Below are 17,189 nucleotides of genomic sequence, written 5' to 3'. Positions count from 1 at the left end.
ACCCCGCCCGGGGTGCGGCCCGACGACAGCACCTCAGAGGCTGCGCAGGACGCTCACGACGCGGCCGAGGATGGTCGACTCGTCGCCCGGGATGGGCGAGTACGCGGGGTTGTGCGGCATGAGCCAGACGTGGCCGTCGATGCGCTTGAGGGTCTTGACCGTGGCCTCGCCGTCGATCATGGCCGCCACGATCTCGCCGTTCTCGGCCACCGGCTGACGCCGGACGACGACCCAGTCGCCGTCGCAGATGGCGGCGTCGATCATCGAGTCGCCGACGACCTTGAGCAGGAAGAGGTCGCCGTCGCCGACGAGCTGGCGGGGGAGCGGGAAGACGTCCTCGACGACCTGCTCCGCGAGGATCGGTCCTCCGGCGGCGATCCGGCCGACGACCGGGACGTAGGAGGGTGCGGGCAGGCGCTCGCCGTCCCCCTGGTCCGGGAACGCGGAGCGGCTGCCGTCGGGGGCCGTCCAGGTGCCCACGCCGCGCGAGTCGTCGGCCTGTACGACCTCGATCGCGCGCGGTCGGTTGGGGTCGCGACGCAGGTACCCCTTGCGCTCGAGCGCCATGAGCTGGTGCTTGACGCTGGACGGGCTGGTGAGACCGACCGCCTCACCGATCTCTCGCATGCTCGGCGGGTAGCCGCGGGACTCCACCGACGAGCGGATGGTGTCCAGCACGAGGCGCTGGCGCGCCGTGAGGCCGTCCGATCCCGGCGCGCCGTCCGGGAGCGTGTGGACCGTCGCCAGGTCCTTCTCGGGCTGGGACGCGTCCCCTGTGTCCGTCACTGCGCTCCTCCTCCGTCCGGCGGTCGCCGTGCAGCACGCCCGGCCTTCCCCGCCTGTACCAGCTCGCGATCACGGGCTCCTGACCTGCGGCGACGGGTCGTCCCGGCGGTCGTGTCAGTGGCTCGTGGTGCGCTTGTGCTGCATCGCCAGCCTAGGGAAGTAGCGGCTGAAGATCAAACATCTGTTCGATCGTGTCTCGACAGTGTCGGTGGATGCTGGTAGACATCGTACAGACGTTCGACGAACAGACGTTCGACGGCGATGTGACGAGGAGCGGTACCCCGGACACCGGGCTGAGCAGGAACGAGGGACGTGATGAGCGCGATGGTCATGGGGCCGGCGATGCCGAACAGCGTGTCGAGCCGAGCGACGAACCGGGTGCCCGGCCGCGTGTCGCGCCCTGCCACGGCGCCCGAGCGCACGGCGACCGCCGGCCACCTCCGGCTCACCGCGCGAGGTCGCGCCGTCCTGTGGATCCTTGCTGCGGTCGCCGTCGCGCTCGTGACGCTGATCGGCAGCCAGGCCTCCGCCGACGGGCCCGTCGCGGCCCAGGAGGTCGTGCGGCGCGTCGTGCAGCCGGGGGAGACGCTGTGGCAGATCGCCGAGTCGGTGGCCGCCCCGTCGCAGGACGTCCGCGACGTCGTGGTGGACCTGGTCCGCCTGAACGAGCTCCCCGAGGCCGGCCTGATGGCCGGTCAGGTGATCGTCGTCCCCGCGAGCTGAGTCCCGGAGCGACGACCGCGCGATTGTCATCCGATCGAGTCAAGGCTAGGTTAGCCTTACCTCACACGGCGAGCTGGGGGGCTGGCCGGAGGTGTGGACTCTCGAGTCCACCGCAGTACAGCGCGGTGCCGAGGCGAGTCGGTCCGTGACCTGGGACGGGGGCGTCCCCGCGAGAGCGGCCACCTTCGGGTGGCCGCTCTCGTGCGTCCGGCTCGCACCAGCGGTGACCGACCCGGCGCGCGGACGAGGCGGTGCACGAAGCCGGTCCGACGGCTGCTCGAGCGCTCTCGCGAGGCGCCTTGCGACGCCGGGACGGGTGGCCTAGCGTCACGGGGGCGTTCACGACCCGATCGCCACCGACAGACGTCTGGCCAGATGTCGCGGCGTCGACGCGCCAGCACGAAGGGGGACACCGTGCACTGTCCGTTCTGCCGCCACCCGGACTCCCGCGTCGTCGACTCGCGGACCTCGGACGACGGGTCCACCATCCGGCGACGCCGGCAGTGCCCGCACTGCAACCGCCGCTTCACCACGGTCGAGACGGCCAGCCTGTCGGTCGTCAAGCGCTCCGGAGCCACCGAGCCGTTCAGCCGGGAGAAGATCGCCGGCGGTGTCCGGAAGGCCTGCCAGGGACGTCCCGTGAGCGAGGACGACCTCGCGCTGCTCGCCCAGAAGGTCGAGGAGACGCTCCGCGGAGCCGGCTCGGCAGAGATCGACGCGTACGAGATCGGGCTCGCGATCCTCGGTCCGCTGCGAGAGCTGGACGAGGTCGCGTACCTGCGGTTCGCCAGCGTCTACCAGGCGTTCGACTCCCTCGAGGACTTCGAGGCGGCGATCACGGTGCTGCGCGCGGAACGGGACTCCGAGCTCGACCCCGACGTCGCCGACGGCGCGGACGACGAGAGCACACCGACGGACGAGGACGTCCGCACGACCTGAGGACGGAGCGCTGCAGGTGTCGGCGCCACCGCATAGGTTCGTCGGGTGCGTCCTTCTGATCTCGAGTTCCTCCGTGTGCCCGGTGCGCCGACGGTCCTCGCCGACGGCACCCACGCCGTCGTGTCGGTCGTCCACCCCGACCTGTCGTCCGACGAGTACGTCGGCCGGCTGTGGTCGGTCGATCTCGAGGATGGCGGCCCTCCGCGGGCGCTGACCCGCGGGCACCGCGACACGGTGCCGGAGGTGAGCCCGGACGGCCGGTGGGTCGCGTTCCTGCGGGCCGAGCCCGAGGGCAAGCCGCAGGTGCACGTGGTCGAGGCGACCGGCGGCGAGCCGATCCGGCTGACGGACGCACCCTTGGGCGCGTCGGAGCCCAGGTTCTCCCCGGACGGCACGCGCATCGCGTACGTGGCCCGGGTGCCGGAGGAGGGTCGGTACGCCGCCGACGGCAAGCCGGGGAACGAGGACCCGCGGCACATCACGGAGCTGAAGTACCGGTCGGACGGTGTGGGCTTCTTCCGCGACCGCCCCCAGCACGTGTTCGTCGTGGACGTCCCGGTCGACCGCGACCGTCCGGCGGAGCTGCCCGAGGCGGTGGCGTTGACCTCGGGCGACATCGGCGTCAGCGGCGTGCGGTGGCTGCCGTCGGGTGACGCCCTCGTCGGCGTCTCGGCCCGGCACGGTGCGCGGGAGACCGACCTGCGCAGCGACGTCGTCCGCATCGACGCCTCGCCGACCGTCGACCCCGGGACCCCGGTGCCGGTCACCGACGCGGACGGGGAGAGCACGCTCGGTGTCGACGCCGTGCTCCCGTCCGCCGACGGCAGCACGCTGTGGCTCGTCGCGAGCGACCTCGGACCGACCGGTCGTGACTTCGTCGCCACCCAGTCGGGCCTCTACCGGCTGGCGCTCGACCGTCCCGACGCCGAGCCCGAGCGTCTCACCGACCCGGAGCGGGACCAGGTGACGGCCGTCGTGGCGGAGCTCGGCGGTGACCCGCTGATCGTGGTCGAGCGCCGCGGCGCCGCGCACCTGGTCCGGGTGGCGGCGGACGGCACCCCGACCACGCTCGTCGGCGGCACGCACGTCGTGTCCGGTGCGGCTGTCGTCCCTGCGTCCGGGCGCGTGGTGGTGACGGCGGCGACGCCGACATCGGCCGGTGACGTCTTCGTCGTGGACGGGTCGTCGGGCGCGGTCGAGGTCCGCACCGACCTCTCGGCCGCGCTCCGGTCGACCGGGCGGACGCGCACCCCCGTCGAGCTCGTCGCGACCTCGCCCGACGGGTACGAGGTGCACGGCTGGGTGGTGACGCCGGATCCCGAGCGCTACGGCGACGGGCCGCACCCGACGGTCCTGATGATCCACGGCGGGCCGTTCGCGCAGTACACGCACGGGCTCTTCGACGAGGTGCAGGTGCTGGCCGAGGCCGGGTACGCCGTCGTGCTGGGCAACCCGCGGGGATCCTCCGGGTATGGACGGGCGCACGGGCTCGCGATCTGCCGGGCGTTCGGGACCGTCGACACCGACGACGTGCTCGCCCTGCTCGGCGCCGCGCTCGAGGACCCCGCGCTGGACGGGGAGCGGGTCGGTGTCATGGGCGGGTCGTACGGGGGTTACCTGACCGCGTGGCTCACCACGCGGACGGACCGGTTCGTCGCGGCGATCGTCGAGCGCGGGTTCCTCGACCCGGTCAGCTTCGTCGGGTCCAGCGACATCGGCTGGTTCTTCGGTCTGGAGTACCTCGGGGACGCCGACGACGCGGACGGGGCGGCGACGCTCGCCGCGCAGTCGCCCATGGCGCACGTCGACCGGGTCCGCACGCCCACCCTCGTCATCCACTCGGAGCAGGACTGGCGGTGCCCGGTCGAGCAGGGTCAGCGCTGGTTCGTCGAGCTGAAGCGGCGCGGGGTGCACGCCGAGCTGCTGCTGTTCCCGGGCGAGGGGCACGAGCTCACGCGCTCGGGCAACCCGAAGCACCGCAAGGTCCGCTTCGACCACGTGCTGCAGTGGTGGGCGACGCACCTGCCCGTCGGCGGCTGAGAGGGCGCGCGCTGGGTCAGCGGTCGCTCGACCGGACGCCCCACAGGTTGATGCCGGCGTCGACGGCGTGCGGCTCGATCGCGGCGAGCTCGTCGTCGGTCAGCGGCGGGAGGGCGATCGCAGCGAGGTTCTCGTCGAGCTGCGTGGCGGTCCGCGCGCCGACCAGGACGGACGTGACGCGCGGGTCGCGCAGCACCCAGGCGAGGGCGAGCTGCGGCAGCGTCCGACCCCCGGCCCGGGCGATCGCGTCGAGCGCCCGGACGTGGTCGAGCGCCTGGTCGGTGAGCCACTCCGTCCGCAGCGGTCCGCCGCGGGCCGCCCGCGAGTCGGCGGGGACCCCGTCGAGGTAGCGCGTGCTCAGCATGCCCTGCGCAAGCGGCGAGAACGCGACGACGGCCAGGCCCGCGTCGTCGGCCACGTCCAGCAACGACCGCCCGTCCGAGCCGGGCTGCTCGACCCACCGGTTGAGCAACGAGTAGGCAGGCTGGTGCACGGCGAGGCGCAGCCCGAGCGACCGGGCGACGGCGATCGCCTCGACGGTCCGGTCGGCGGAGTACGACGAGATCCCCGCGTGCCGCGCCTTGCCCGACCGGACCGCCCGGTCGAGCGCGCCGAGGGTCTCCTCCAGGGGCGTGCTCGGGTCGAACCGGTGGCTGTAGAACACGTCGACGCTGTCGACCCCCAGGCGCCGCAGCGACTCGTCGAGGGACGCCCGCAGGTACTTCGCCGAACCGTGCTCGCCGTACGGTCCGGGCCACGCGCGGTAGCCCGCCTTGGTGGTGAGGAGCAGCTCGTCGCGGTGCCCGCGCAGGTCGCCGGCGAGCAGGCGGCCGACGGACTCCTCGGCGGCGAACGGTGGCGGGCCGTAGTTGTTCGCGAGGTCGAGGTGCACGACCCCGCGGTCGACGGCGTGCAGGACGAGGGCGCACTGGTCCGCGAACGGTGTCGTCTCGCCGAAGTTCTGCCAGAGCCCCAACGAGACGACCGGCCAGGAGAGCCCACCGGCACGACGATGGGGGAGCGAGGTCGCTGGGAGCACGTCCCGACGCTACCCGGCGTGAGAAGAGGTGGCGCCGCACGCTCGAGTCGGTCAGGCTGAGCGGGTCGCGGGCGCAGACGTCCGACGGCACACAGCATCGAAGGAGACGCCCATGGCCCAGGACGACACCAAGGCGACCACGGAGGCGGCGGTGAGCGACGACACGAAGGCGAAGTTCCGCGAGGCGCTCGAGCGCAAGAAGTCGAACCAGCACCGCACCGCGGACGGCACCACCAACACCGGTCAGGTGCACGGCTCGGAGACCGCCGGCCCGTCGCAGCGTCGCTTCCAGCGCAAGTCCGGCTCCGCCTGAGCCTGCACGACCGAGGGCCCCGACCAGGTTTCCGGTCGGGGCCCTCGGTCGTGCGTCAGGACAGCAGGCGCAGGCGCACGGACTCGGGGCGGCTCGAGAGCGCCTCGATGACGGCGGGGTCGACCCGGGCGCCGGCGTCGGTGACGACGTAGCCGAGCTCGCCGCGGGTCGCGAGCAGCTGACCCTCGATGTTCACGCCGTGCTCGGCGAGCGTCGCGTTGACCGCCGCCAGCACCCCGGGCACGTTGCGGTGCAGGTAGGCGAGGCGGTGCACGCCGGGCTGCTGCTCCAGCGCCAGGTTCGGAAGGTTGACGCTCAGGGTCGTGGACCCCGTGGCCAGGTAGTCGCGCACCTTGTTGGACACGAACTGGCCGATGGCCTCCTGCGCCTCCTCCGTGGAGCCGCCGGTGTGCGGGGTGAGGATCACGTTGGGCAGGCCGCGCAGCTCGGACTCGAACGGGTCGCCCTTGCGCTTCGGCTCGACGGGGAACACGTCGACGGCTGCCCCGGCCACGTGCCCGGCGACGATCGCGTCCCGCAGGGCGGCGTAGTCGACGACGAACCCGCGCGAGAGGTTGAGGAACACGGCGCCCGGGCGCATGCGTGCGAACTGCTTGGCGCCGAACAGCCCGGCGTTCCCGCTGCGGCCGTCGACGTGCAGCGTGACGATGTCCGCCGTCTCGAGCAGCTCGTCGAGCGTGCTCATGCGGCGCGCGTTGCCCAGGGCGAGCTTCTCGGCGGTGTCGTAGAACACGACCGACATGCCGAGGTTCTCCGCCAGCACGGACAGCTGGGTGCCGATGTTGCCGTAGCCGATGATGCCGAGCGTGCGGCCGCGGATCTCGTGCGCGCCCGTCGCCGACTTGTTCCAGATGCCGTCGTGCATGGCCCGGTCGAGCTCGGTCTGACGGCGCGTCAGCGAGATGATGTCGGCGATCGCGATCTCGACCACCGAGCGCGTGTTGGAGAACGGCGCGTTGAACGTCGCGACGCCGCGCGCGGCCGCCTCGGCGAGGTCGATCTGGTTGGTGCCGATGCAGTAGGCCCCGATCGCCACGAGGGACGGGGACGCCGCGAGCACCTCCGCGGTGACGTGCGTCTTGGAGCGGATGCCCAGCAGGTGCACGCCGTCGAGCGCCTCGATGAGCTCGGTCTCGTCGAGCGCCCCGGTGCGGGTCGTCACGTCGAAGCCGGCCGTCTCGAGGATCGAGCGAGCCTGGGGGTGGAGGTTCTCGAGCAGCAGGGCCTTCAGCACGCCCCTATGGTGCGCCCCCCGGACCTCCGGGCCTACAGCGGTCCGGCCCTCGGACACGCGTGAGACGGCCGGCTCACCAGCCTGCGGGCAGCGGACGGTCGTGCAGGACGTGCAGCGCGCGGGTGGGCCGGGTCATCGCGACGTACAGGTCGCCCGCGCTCGCGTCGAGCACCTCGGCCGGCTCGACCAGCACGACGACGTCGAACTCCAGGCCCTTGGCCTCGCGCGGGCTGAGCACCACGAGCGGGGCGTCGAGGTCGGCTGCGCTCGACCCGGTGCCGAGCGCGGGGCGCAGGCCGGCCTCCTGCAGCGAGGTCGCGATCGCGTCGAGCCGCGCGTCGACGGCGATCACCGCGATCCTCCCGGCGCCCGAGGCGTCCGTGACGTCGGCGACCAGCTTCTCCGTCTTCTCGGCGACTGCCGCGGCGAAGTCGGCGACCTGCTGCACGACCAGCGAGTCCTCGACGTCCCGCGCGGACGTCAGCGGGCTCACCGGCAGGTGCGCCGCGACGGCCACCCGCCGGGCCGTGTCCGCGACCTCCGCCGGGGTCCGGTAGTTCACGGTGAGCTCGTTGAGCCGCCACGACGACCGCAGGACCGGGTCCAGCTGCGCGGCCCAGCTGCGCGCGCCCGCGGTCGCGGTCGTCTGTGCGACGTCGCCGACGATCGTCAGCGACCGCGTCGGCACGCGCCGCAGCAGCGAGCGCCACGCCATCGCCGAGAGCTCCTGGGCCTCGTCGACCACCACGTGGCCGTAGGTCCACGACCGATCGGCGGCCGCGCGCTCGGCGGTCGTCAGGGTGGGGCCGGTCGTCGCGAACCGGTCCGCGAGCATCTCCGCGGAGACCATCCCGCCGCTTCCCGTCGACTCGAGCACCTGCCGGGCGTACGCCAGCTCGGAGGCCCGCCGCTCGGAGGCGGCACGCGCCTCGGCGCGGGCGGCCTGGTCGTCCTCCCCGAGCAGCTCGGCCGCCTCGTCGAGGATCGGGACGTCCGCGGGGGTCCACGGCGCGTCGGGTTCCCGGACCAGCATCGCGCGCTCCTGCGGGCTGAGCTGCGGGGCCGCCGACGCGAGGCGGTGCGGCTTGGACCAGAGGTCGGAGACGAGCTTCTGGGGGGTGATCGGCATCCACGCCAGGTTGAGCGCGATGCGGATCTCCCGCGTGGTGCGCAGCTCCTCGATGATCTCGCCGCGCTCGTCGGAGGGCACGTCGCCGCCGAGCTGCAGCACGTACTGCTCCGCCAGCCGGCCGAGCATGTCCCGCACGAACGAGACGCGGGCCTGGTTGTGCGGCTTGTGGTTGCGCCGGGCGCGCGCCATCGCCGAGGCGATGTCGTTCGGCCGGATGACGAGGTCGTGGCCGTCCACGCGCACGTGGACGGGCTGCGCCGGGACCCGCTCGCGGTCGCGGACGGCGCGCGCGACCACGCTGCCCCACAGCGCACGGCCCTTGAGCTCGGCGACGGCCTCGTCCTCCGTGGCCGTCGCCTGGATCCCGGGGTACAGCTCCGCGACGGTCGTCGTGACGACGCCCGTCTCGCCCAGGGACGGCAGCACCTGGTCGATGTACCGCAGGAACGTGCGGCTCGGGCCGACCAGCAGGACGCCCGAGCGCTCGAGGAGCCGCCGGTGCGCGTACAGCAGGAACGCCGCGCGGTGCAGGGCCACGGCCGTCTTGCCGGTCCCCGGACCGCCCTGCACGACGAGCGCGCCGCCGAGCTCGGAGCGGATGATCGCGTCCTGCTCGCCCTGGATCGTCGCGACGATGTCGCCCATCCGGCCGGTGCGGCCCGCGGCCAGCCCCGCCAGGAGCGCACCCTCGCCCGACAGGCCGGTCAACCGCTCTCCGGAGTCGCCCGTCAGCAGGTCGAGGTCGAGGACCTCGTCCTCGACGCTCGTCACCGTCCGTCCGCGGGTCACCACGTGCCGGCGACGCACGACCCCGTCGGGGTGCGCGGCGGTGGCCCGGTAGAACGCCTGCGCCGCCGGCGCCCGCCAGTCGGTGAGCAGCTGCGTCTGCTCGGTGTCCGTCAGGCCGAGCCGGCCGATGTAGCGGCGGCTGTCGTCGTCGAGGTCGAGCCGGCCGAAGACCAGACGCTCCTCGACGGCCTCCAGCTGGGCGATCCGGTCCTCGTAGAGCGTCGCGAACGCGTCCCGCTCGCTGCGGTTCTGGGGCGACCCCGACGGGCCCTCCCGGCGGACGTCCGCCAGGCGCGCCCGCGTCTGCGCGCGCAGGTCGTCGAGCCGGCCGTACAGCTGGTCGACGACGCCCTGCTCGACGGCCAGCTCGTTGTCCATGCCTGACACCTGGGCGATCTCCGTTCCGCCGGGGACACCGGCCGCGCGTACCTCCGCCGCTGCGCGCGTCGAGGGACGACGCGACGCTCGGAGCGGCCGTCCATTATCCGACCTTCGCGCCCTCGTCGCACGCAGCCGACCGGGTGGGCTCTCCCGGCGGCCGGGTGAGATGGCGCGCGGCAGTGGTGTGCGACCCCTACGATTCGGGTGGTCCTGTCGAGAAGTGGCAGGTGAACCGTCGGGAGGAGAGGCCCGTTGAGCGACGCACGCACCGCCCCCGACGACATCCGCCGCGGCCCGGTGACGAGTTCTGCACCCGTCCGCCTGCTGCTCGTCGAGGACGACGAGGGCGACGCGATCCTCGTCCGTGAGCACCTCGCGGACGCGGGCCTCGACGTCGACCTGGTCTGGGTCCGTACGCTCGACGAGGCCATCGACCGGCTCCACGTCGACCTCGTCCTGCTCGACCTCGGGCTGCCCGACGCGATGGGCATCGCCGCGCTCGAGCGCCTGCTGGCCGCCGACGCACCCGCCGTCGTCGTGCTCACCGGCCTGTCCGGCACCGACATCGGGCTCGCAGCGGTCGCCGCGGGCGCGCAGGACTACCTCGTCAAGGGCGAGGTCGACGGCGAGACGCTCGGTCGCTCCGTGCGCTACGCCATCCAGCGCCGCCGCCTCGAGGACACCGACCGTGCGCTCTACCGCAGCCTCGTGCGGGCCGAGGAGGTCAACCGGCTCGAGCGCGCGCTGCTGCCGACGCCGTCGGTCCTCGACCAGCGGCTCGAGGTGCGTGTCGGGTACCGCGCCGGCCGCGACGGCGTGCTCGGCGGCGACTTCTACGACGTCGTCGAACGGCCCGACGGCTCGGTCCTCGCGCTCGTGGGCGACGTCTGCGGGCACGGACCCGACGAGGCCGCGCTCGGCGCGACGCTGCGCACCGCGTGGCGGACGCTCGTGCTGGCCGAGGTGCCGACCGTCGACCTCCTCGGTCTGCTCGAGCGCGTCCTGATCTCGGAGCGCGCCCGACCGGAGATCTTCACGACCGTCTCCATGCTGGACGTCACCCCCGACCGCAGCTCGGTCGACCTCTACCTCGCCGGCCACCCGGTGCCGCTGCTCCTCGGGGAGCCGTCGACCCTCCTGCCCACCCACGGGCGGGGGCGCGCCCTCGGCATCCCGGTCCCCGGTGGCTGGGCGCCCGTGCGGCTCGAGCTCGCACCCTCCTGGCGCATCCTGCTGTACACCGACGGCGTCCTCGAGGCGACCATCGGCGACGGCTCCGACCGCCTCGGCAAGACCGGCCTCCTGCGCATCGTCGACGGTGCGGTCGCAGCCCAGGGCGACCTCGTCGAGCGCGTGCTCCACGACGTCCGCGAGCTGCACGGCGGCGACCTGGTCGACGACGCGGCCGTGGTCGTCCTCGGGTGGCGCGCGTGACGGTTGCCCTGACGCCTGCGCGGCGTTCCTCGACGCTGCGCCGACGGCTGCGGACCGTGATCATCGCGGCCGGTCTCGCGCTCCTGGTCGTCGTCCTCGGCACCGTGCTCGTGCTCGTCCGGCTGTTCGACCGCCAGGACGCCGTCACGCAGACGTACTTCACGGCGATCACCGAGGCGGACGGCGCCTTCATCCAGCTGGTCGACGCCGAGACCGCGGTCCGCGGGTTCGCCCTGACCGGGGACCCGGTCACGCTCGAGCCGTACGAGCGGTCCGCGGCCGACGACCTGTCGTTCCGCACGCTCGCCGCTCGTGAGGCGGAGGGCGGCGACGAGGAGCTGACGGCGGCCGCGCAGGCGGCCGCGGACGCGGGACGGCGGTGGAACGAGGAGTTCGCCATCCCGGTGATGGAGGAGGTCCGCACCGGCGGCGTCGAGGTCGTCACGACGGAGGAGATCGAGCAGGGCCGGCTGCTCTTCGACGAGGCGCGCTCGGCCGCGGAGGACTACATCGACCTCCTGCGCGACCGGCGTGCCGACGCGGTCGGCGAGCTCGGGATGTGGACGTACGTGGCGGCGGGGACCGTGGCGCTGCTGGTCCTGGCGGCGATCGCCCTGGGCATCGCCCTGTGGGTCACGCTCCGGCGCTGGATCCTCGAGCCGCTCGACTCGCTCGCCGCCGACGCCCGGGCGGTGTCGTCGGGTGACCTGCGACACCCCGTCGCGTCGGTCGGGCCGGGCGAGATCGCCGCGCTCGCGGACGACGTCGAGCGGATGCGCGTCGCGCTCGTCGACCAGGTGCAGGTGCTGGAGTCCTCGCGCGCGGAGATCGCCCTGGCGCACGAGCTCCTCACCGAGCAGGCCGAGGAGCTGCGCCGGTCCAACCGCGACCTGGAGCAGTTCGCGTACGTCGCGTCGCACGACCTGCAGGAGCCGCTGCGCAAGATCGCGAGCTTCACGCAGCTCCTGCAGAAGCGCTACGGCGGCCAGATGGACGAGCGCGCCGACCAGTACATCGCCTTCGCGGTCGACGGGGCCAAGCGCATGCAGCAGCTCATCCAGGACCTCCTCGGGTTCTCCCGGGTGGGCCGCGTCGGGGGCGAGGTCAGTGACGTCGACCTCGCGGTGGCGCTCGACGACGCGCTGGAGAACCTCAGCGAGTCCGTCGCGGAGTCCGGCGCTGTCGTCACGCACGACGAGCTGCCGATCGTGCGCGGCGAGCACCCGCTGCTGGTCCAGCTGCTCCAGAACCTCGTCGGCAACGCGATCAAGTTCCGTGACCCGTCCCGTCCCCCGACGGTCCACCTCAGCGCGACGCGCATGGCAGACTCCTGGGAGCTCGAGTGTCGAGACAACGGCATCGGAATCGACCCGCAGTACGCCGAACGGGTGTTCGTCATCTTCCAGCGTCTGCACGCCAAGGACATCTACGAGGGCACCGGCATCGGGCTCTCGCTGTGCAAGAAGATCGTCGAGTTCCACGGCGGTCGCATCTGGATCGAGCAGCCCGACGGCGAGGGGACCAGCATCCACTGGACCCTCCCCGCGGCCGACGACTGAGCCCCTGAACGGAGACACCCCCGTGCCCAACAGCACCAAGATCATCGACGTCCTCCTCGTCGAGGACGACCCGGGCGACGTCCTGATGACCCGGGAGGCGTTCGAGGACAACAAGCTCCGGAACCGCCTGTCCGTGGTGTCGGACGGCGTGAGCGCCCTGGAGTTCCTCCGCAAGGAGGGCGAGCACGTCGACGCCCCGACGCCCGACCTCGTCCTGCTCGACCTCAACCTGCCCCGGATGGACGGCCGCGAGGTGCTGCAGGCCCTCAAGGCCGACGCCAACCTGCGCTCCATCCCGGTGGTCGTGCTGACCACCTCGGAGTCGGAGGAGGACGTGGTCCGCAGCTATTCGCTGCACGCGAACGCGTACGTCACCAAGCCGGTCGACTTCGACCGGTTCATCGAGGTCGTGCGGCAGATCGACGAGTTCTTCGTGGAGGTCGTGCGACTCCCCGGTCGTTGACCGGAAGGACCAGGCCGGGAAGAACTCGTGCCGGGTGGGCGTTGTCCCGGTAACCCGGACGGAAGTGAGCGCACACCCATGCTGAACCCGAGCGAGATCTACGACGTCGACCCCGAGGTCGCCGCCCAGGTCGAGGCGCGGACGGTGAACGGCGCCGGTCCCGTCCTCGTGCACGCGGTGCGCGGGTTCGTGGACGCGGGCAACGCCGGCCAGCTGGCCGCCGAGCACCTGGTCGAGGAGCTGCCGACGACGCGTCTGGCGACGTTCGACGTCGACCAGCTGCTGGACTACCGGTCGCGACGACCCGTGATGACGTTCGACCAGACCACCTGGTCGTCGTACGCGGAGCCCGAGCTCGTCGTCGACCTCGTCCAGGACGCCGCGGGGGTCCCGTTCCTGCTCCTGCACGGCGTCGAGCCCGACGTGCAGTGGGAGCGGTACGTGGCCGCGGTCCGGCAGATCGTCGAGCGGTTCGACGTGCCGCTGACCGTCGGCGTGCACGGGATCCCCATGGGGATCCCGCACACGCGCCCCCTGTCGGTCACGGCGCACGCCACGCGTCCCGAGCTCGTCGCCGACCACACCTCCTGGTTCGGCACGGTGCAGGTCCCCGCCAGCGCGAGCGCGCTGCTCGAGCTGCGTCTCGGCCAGTCGGGCCACGACGCGGTCGGGTTCGCGGTGCACGTGCCGCACTACCTCGCGCAGTCGGCCTTCCCGCAGGCGAGCCAGGCGGCCCTGTCCAACGTCGAGCGTGCGACCGGTCTCGACCTGCAGGTCGCGGCACTGACCGCGGCGGCGGACGAGGCGATGCACGAGATCGACCGCCAGGTGACGGGCTCGGAGGACGTCGCGGCCGTCGTGCACGCCCTCGAGGAGCAGTACGACTCGTTCACGCGCAACATCGGGCGCACGAGCCTGCTCGCGGGATCGACCGAGCTGCCGACCGCGGACGAGCTCGGCGCGGAGTTCGAGCGCTTCCTGGCGCAGCAGGGTGACGACAGCGGTCCGGCCTGAGACCCGACCTTTACCAGATCGTTGTCAAACCGTGTGAGCCGGAAGGGCGAAATCGTGGCGCTGGTCACGCGCCCGATGGAAGGATGCACACGTTGCAGTGACGTACTCGCTTGACCGGCGTCGTCATCTGGGCTTCGGCCCGGGGGTCGGTTCCGACCAGTCGTCCTCGGCTGGGCCACCCGGTGCAGGACGTGAGGCATTGCGGCACGGCGTAGGCAGAAGGTCCGCGCCGTCACCGGTGGGACAGAAGGAAACGAACATGGCACAGGGTGCTGTCAAGTGGTTCAACGCTGAGAAGGGCTTCGGGTTCATCGCCCAGGACGGCGGCGGTGCCGACGTCTTCGTCCACTACTCCGCGATCGACTCCTCGGGCTACCGCAGCCTCGACGAGGGCCAGCGCGTCGAGTTCGAGATCACGCAGGGCGCCAAGGGGCCGCAGGCCGAGAGCGTCCGCCCGATCTGATCTGACGTCCCGAAGGGCCGTACCCGTTCCGGGTGCGGCCCTTCGTCATGCCTGCGGGTCCCGCAGCGGTGCGGCGTTCCCGACGAACGCGGTGACCTCGTCCCCGTGCAGCAGGCGCGCGGGCGCGGGCAGGCTGCGGACGGCCCGTGCGAGAGGCGCCGAGCCGAGGAGGTCGAGGTCGTCGGTGGCCACCAGGACGACGTTCCCGTAGCCCCGGCCCCGGAGCAGCCCTGGCTCCGCGATCACCGCCACGTCGGCGAAGGCGTCCCGCAGGGTGGCACCCTCCGCCTTCGCGCCGGCCAGAGGTGGTCGGTCGGCACAGTTGGCCAGGTAAACGCCGCCGGGGCGCAGCACGCGTGCGACCTGGGCGACCATCTCCCGCGTCCGGACGTGGTCGGGGGTGGTGTCGCCGGCGAAGACGTCGCGGACGACGACGTCCGCGGACCCGTCGGGCAGCCTCGACAGCTCCGTCCGGGCGTCGCCCGCCCGGATCCGCAGGGCGGGGGAGCGCGGCAGGTCGAACCAGCCGCGCACCAGCTCCGGCAGCACGGTGTCGAGCTCGACCGCCAGCTGTCGTGACCCGGGGCGTGCCGCGTCCACCGCACGGGCGAGCGCGCACCCGGCCGCGCCGAGGTGGACGACGTCCAGCGGTCCGCCGGCGTCGCCGACCCGGTCGATGACGGCCGCCATCTGCTGCATGTACTCGAACACGAGCCGTGTCGGGTCGGCCAGGTCGAGGTACGAGCTCGGCACGCCGTTGACCAGGACGGTCACGCCGTCGGGGTCGTCGAGGTCGCGGACCAGCTCGACGGTGCCGGTGGGGATGGTCACCGGGCCGGTCGGCCACAGGCCGCGGGCAGGGCTGCGTGTGGGTGGCCGGTGCGAGGCTGTGCTGCGTCGGGCGGAGCGGTCGCGGGCAGCCATGGCTCCCACGCTACGGCGCTCACGCCGGCACTCACGCCGGCGCTTGACGGGATCGAACACCTGTTCGATACTGGACGGACGGGATCGACAGCGCAGAGAGGGGACGGCGAGATGCAGCAGCAGCTCGAGCGGCAGGGCTCCCGAGAGTCGACTGCGGCGCCCCTGCCTTCGCGCGTCGTCGAGCTGCTCGGCCGTGCCGACGCCGAGCTCGTGGCCGCGCAGTTCTCCTCCGAGCCGTGGGAGCAGCTCTCGCACGCCCACCTCGCGGCTCTGCGCGCGGGGGCCGCGGTGGTGGCCGCCCGGGGGACGCCGTCGGGGCGGCGTGCGCCGCGCACGGTCTGGAGCATGCTCGGCGTGGTCGCGCCGGAGCTGGGCTCGTGGTCGACCTACTTCGCGGAGGCCGCGGCCCTGCGTGCCGCGGTGGACGCCGGACGGTTCGAGCTGGTCGGTCCCGCACGGGCCGAGGAGGCGGTGTGCGCCGCGGAGGACTTCGTCGACGCGGCTCGCGAGCTGGTGCACGGCGGGGCGGACGCTGTCGCCGGTCGGACGCTGAGCATGCGCGTCCAGCGGGCGTCGTGAGCGCCGACGCAGGACCGCACCGGTCCGACGACGACCCCGCGGCGCCATGAACCGCGCACCCCGGTCGGCACGCACCGAGCAGGACCGGGGTCACGACGAGGCCGGCTGCTCGATCCTGCACGTCGACCTCGACGCGTTCGTCGCGTCCGTGGAGCTTGCCCGCCGTCCGCAGCTGCGTGGGCTGCCGGTCGTCGTCGGCAGCGCGACCGGTGTCGTCGTCGCGGCCACCTACGAGGCGAGGGCGTTCGGCGTGCACCCGGAGCTGTCGATGGCGACGGCGTTGCAGCGGTGCCCGCAGGCAGTGGTCGTCCCGCCCGACCATCACGCGTACCGCGAGGTGTCGAAGGGAGTCATGCGGGTCCTCGGCGACATCACTCCGCTGGTCGAGCAGGCCGGTGTCGACGGGGCGTTCCTGGACGTCGGGGGAGCGCGCCGGCGGTGGGGACCGCCCACGGTCATCGCCGACCTGCTCCGCCGTCAGGTCCGGGAGCGGTTCGGCCTCACGTGCTCCGTGGGGATCGGCTCGACCAAGCTCGTCGCCCGGCTGGCGTCCGGTCAGGCCAAGCCCGACGGTGTCCTCCTGGTCCCTCGCGCGGCGGCCGTCGGCTTCCTGCGGGACCTGCCCGTCGGGGCGCTCGGGAGCGTGGGTGAAAAGAGGGAGGCTGCTCTGGCGCGCAGGGGGATCAGGACGGTCGCCGACCTGGCGGACGCCGACGCGGCCGTCGTCCAGCTCGCGGTCGGCAGGCTCGCGGGCGCGCACCTGGTCGACCTGGCGTGGGGGAGGGACCCGCGCCCGGTCAGCCCGGGTCTCGAGCCGGCGTCGATCGGGGCCGAGGAGTCCTTCGCGACCGCGGTCGCGGACCTCGCCGTGGTCGAGGAGAAGGCCCAGGAGCTGGCGGACCGGTGTGCGGTCCGGTTGCGCGCGAACGGCCTGGTCAGCCGCACGATCACCGTGAAGATCCGCACCAGCGACCGGCGCACGCTCACGCGCTCGCGCACCTTGGTGACGCCGACGGACGGCGGCCGGGAGCTGTTCCTCGCGGCCCGTGGACTGGTGGCCGGGGTCGACCTGCGGGGTGCACGAGTCCGGCTCGTCGGCGTGCGTGCCGACGGGTTGTCCCGGGTGGCGTCGGGCATCCGGCAGCCCTCGCTCGACGAGGCGTCGGACGCGCCGGTGCGGGCCCGGTGGGACGCGGAGAGCGCCCTCGAGGAGCTGTGCGAAGGACTCCAGGGTGGCCCGGTCGGGGCCGGAGCCTCCCAGGCAGGTGGAGTATCCTCCCGCTCGACTACCACCATCGTTCCGGCGGATCTATCCTGAGCCGGAAGACAGGTCCACATAGCTGACAACGGGGGTCA

Annotated in this window: 16 protein-coding genes; 11 read left to right on the top strand and 5 right to left on the bottom strand. The window is 73.0% G+C overall.

The features are described from left to right. Positions 1-33: 33 nt before the first annotated feature. A complete protein-coding gene (gene lexA, locus CTE05_RS16260) occupies positions 34-786 on the bottom strand; it encodes a transcriptional repressor LexA (RefSeq protein WP_146847351.1) in 753 nt (250 codons plus the stop codon). 315 nt (positions 787-1,101) lie between these two features. On the opposite strand from lexA, the gene CTE05_RS16255 reads away from it, so the two are divergent. From CTE05_RS16255 to CTE05_RS16245, 3 genes are all read left to right on the top strand, one after another. Next, positions 1,102-1,509 (top strand): LysM peptidoglycan-binding domain-containing protein, encoded by a 408-nt coding sequence (locus CTE05_RS16255; protein WP_146847350.1) that lies wholly within the window; start codon positions 1,102-1,104, stop codon positions 1,507-1,509. Between the two features lie 414 nt (positions 1,510-1,923). Then, positions 1,924-2,448: a transcriptional regulator NrdR gene (gene nrdR, locus CTE05_RS16250; RefSeq protein ID WP_146847349.1), complete on the top strand. Its 525-nt coding sequence runs from the start codon at positions 1,924-1,926 to the stop codon at positions 2,446-2,448. Between the two features lie 45 nt (positions 2,449-2,493). Continuing rightward, positions 2,494-4,488 carry a S9 family peptidase gene (locus CTE05_RS16245; RefSeq protein ID WP_146847348.1) on the top strand — a complete coding sequence of 665 codons (1,995 nt, stop codon included), beginning with the start codon at positions 2,494-2,496 and terminating at the stop codon, positions 4,486-4,488. A gap of 16 nt (positions 4,489-4,504) precedes the next feature. On the opposite strand, the gene CTE05_RS16240 is transcribed toward CTE05_RS16245, so the two are convergent. Further along, the gene (locus CTE05_RS16240) at positions 4,505-5,527 is read right to left on the bottom strand and encodes an aldo/keto reductase (protein WP_146847347.1); all 1,023 of its coding nucleotides are present in this window, start codon (positions 5,525-5,527) and stop codon (positions 4,505-4,507) included. Positions 5,528-5,639: 112 nt separating this feature from the next. On the opposite strand from CTE05_RS16240, the gene CTE05_RS16235 reads away from it, so the two are divergent. Next, positions 5,640-5,840 (top strand): DUF5302 domain-containing protein, encoded by a 201-nt coding sequence (locus CTE05_RS16235; RefSeq protein WP_146847346.1) that lies wholly within the window; start codon positions 5,640-5,642, stop codon positions 5,838-5,840. A gap of 55 nt (positions 5,841-5,895) precedes the next feature. Here the strand turns inward: CTE05_RS16235 and serA are convergent, their stop codons facing one another. Together serA and CTE05_RS16225 are read right to left on the bottom strand one after the other, a co-directional pair. After that, on the bottom strand, positions 5,896-7,095 hold the full coding sequence (gene serA, locus CTE05_RS16230) for a phosphoglycerate dehydrogenase (RefSeq protein WP_146847345.1): 1,200 nt from the start codon (positions 7,093-7,095) through the stop codon (positions 5,896-5,898). A 73-nt stretch (positions 7,096-7,168) separates the two neighbouring features. Continuing rightward, positions 7,169-9,394, bottom strand: a complete 2,226-nt coding sequence (locus CTE05_RS16225; protein ID WP_246123703.1) for a HelD family protein — start codon at positions 9,392-9,394, stop codon at positions 7,169-7,171. A 255-nt stretch (positions 9,395-9,649) separates the two neighbouring features. Here CTE05_RS16225 and CTE05_RS16220 point away from each other — a divergent pair, with 255 nt between their 5' ends. The 5 genes from CTE05_RS16220 (at position 9,650) to CTE05_RS16200 (ending at position 14,330) form a co-directional block, all read left to right on the top strand. Further along, complete coding sequence (locus CTE05_RS16220) at positions 9,650-10,831, top strand: PP2C family protein-serine/threonine phosphatase (RefSeq protein WP_146847343.1); 1,182 nt, start codon at positions 9,650-9,652, stop codon at positions 10,829-10,831. Next, positions 10,828-12,390: a sensor histidine kinase gene (locus CTE05_RS16215; protein WP_246123702.1), complete on the top strand. Its 1,563-nt coding sequence runs from the start codon at positions 10,828-10,830 to the stop codon at positions 12,388-12,390. The genes CTE05_RS16220 and CTE05_RS16215 overlap by 4 nt, the downstream gene beginning before the upstream one ends. 22 nt (positions 12,391-12,412) lie before the next feature. Beyond that, on the top strand, positions 12,413-12,853 hold the full coding sequence (locus CTE05_RS16210; RefSeq protein ID WP_146847341.1) for a response regulator: 441 nt from the start codon (positions 12,413-12,415) through the stop codon (positions 12,851-12,853). 78 nt (positions 12,854-12,931) lie between these two features. Next, positions 12,932-13,867, top strand: a complete 936-nt coding sequence (locus tag CTE05_RS16205) for a PAC2 family protein (RefSeq protein WP_146847340.1) — start codon at positions 12,932-12,934, stop codon at positions 13,865-13,867. Between the two features lie 259 nt (positions 13,868-14,126). Continuing rightward, entirely contained in the window at positions 14,127-14,330 is a 204-nt protein-coding gene (locus CTE05_RS16200; RefSeq protein ID WP_055921997.1) for a cold-shock protein, read from the top strand. Between the two features lie 45 nt (positions 14,331-14,375). On the opposite strand, the gene CTE05_RS16195 is transcribed toward CTE05_RS16200, so the two are convergent. Continuing rightward, positions 14,376-15,254 (bottom strand): spermidine synthase, encoded by an 879-nt coding sequence (locus CTE05_RS16195; protein WP_146847339.1) that lies wholly within the window; start codon positions 15,252-15,254, stop codon positions 14,376-14,378. A gap of 111 nt (positions 15,255-15,365) precedes the next feature. Between CTE05_RS16195 and CTE05_RS16190 the strand changes: the two genes are divergently transcribed. Both CTE05_RS16190 and dinB read left to right on the top strand, forming a co-directional pair. Further along, a complete protein-coding gene (locus CTE05_RS16190) occupies positions 15,366-15,833 on the top strand; it encodes an SAV_6107 family HEPN domain-containing protein (protein WP_186814899.1) in 468 nt (155 codons plus the stop codon). A 46-nt stretch (positions 15,834-15,879) separates the two neighbouring features. Beyond that, the gene (gene dinB, locus CTE05_RS16185; RefSeq protein ID WP_146847338.1) at positions 15,880-17,151 is read left to right on the top strand and encodes a DNA polymerase IV; all 1,272 of its coding nucleotides are present in this window, start codon (positions 15,880-15,882) and stop codon (positions 17,149-17,151) included. Positions 17,152-17,189 lie beyond the last annotated feature (38 nt).

Source organism: Cellulomonas terrae (genome assembly GCF_007990265.1).
In the GTDB taxonomy this organism is placed as follows: Bacteria; Actinomycetota; Actinomycetes; order Actinomycetales; family Cellulomonadaceae; genus Cellulomonas; species Cellulomonas terrae.
This window is presented reverse-complemented; position numbering and strand designations above follow the sequence as displayed.

Bases quoted from the DNA above. Each gene is read 5' to 3' on its own strand.
- CTE05_RS16190 (WP_186814899.1), top strand. From the start codon at position 15,366: ATGCAGCAGCAGCTCGAGCGGCAGGGCTCCCGAGAGTCGACTGCGGCG.
- CTE05_RS16225 (WP_246123703.1), bottom strand. From the start codon at position 9,394: ATGGACAACGAGCTGGCCGTCGAGCAGGGCGTCGTCGACCAGCTGTAC.
- CTE05_RS16200 (WP_055921997.1), top strand. From the start codon at position 14,127: ATGGCACAGGGTGCTGTCAAGTGGTTCAACGCTGAGAAGGGCTTCGGG.
- dinB (WP_146847338.1), top strand. From the start codon at position 15,880: ATGAACCGCGCACCCCGGTCGGCACGCACCGAGCAGGACCGGGGTCAC.
- CTE05_RS16235 (WP_146847346.1), top strand. From the start codon at position 5,640: ATGGCCCAGGACGACACCAAGGCGACCACGGAGGCGGCGGTGAGCGAC.
- CTE05_RS16205 (WP_146847340.1), top strand. From the start codon at position 12,932: ATGCTGAACCCGAGCGAGATCTACGACGTCGACCCCGAGGTCGCCGCC.
- CTE05_RS16255 (WP_146847350.1), top strand. From the start codon at position 1,102: ATGAGCGCGATGGTCATGGGGCCGGCGATGCCGAACAGCGTGTCGAGC.
- CTE05_RS16195 (WP_146847339.1), bottom strand. From the start codon at position 15,254: ATGGCTGCCCGCGACCGCTCCGCCCGACGCAGCACAGCCTCGCACCGG.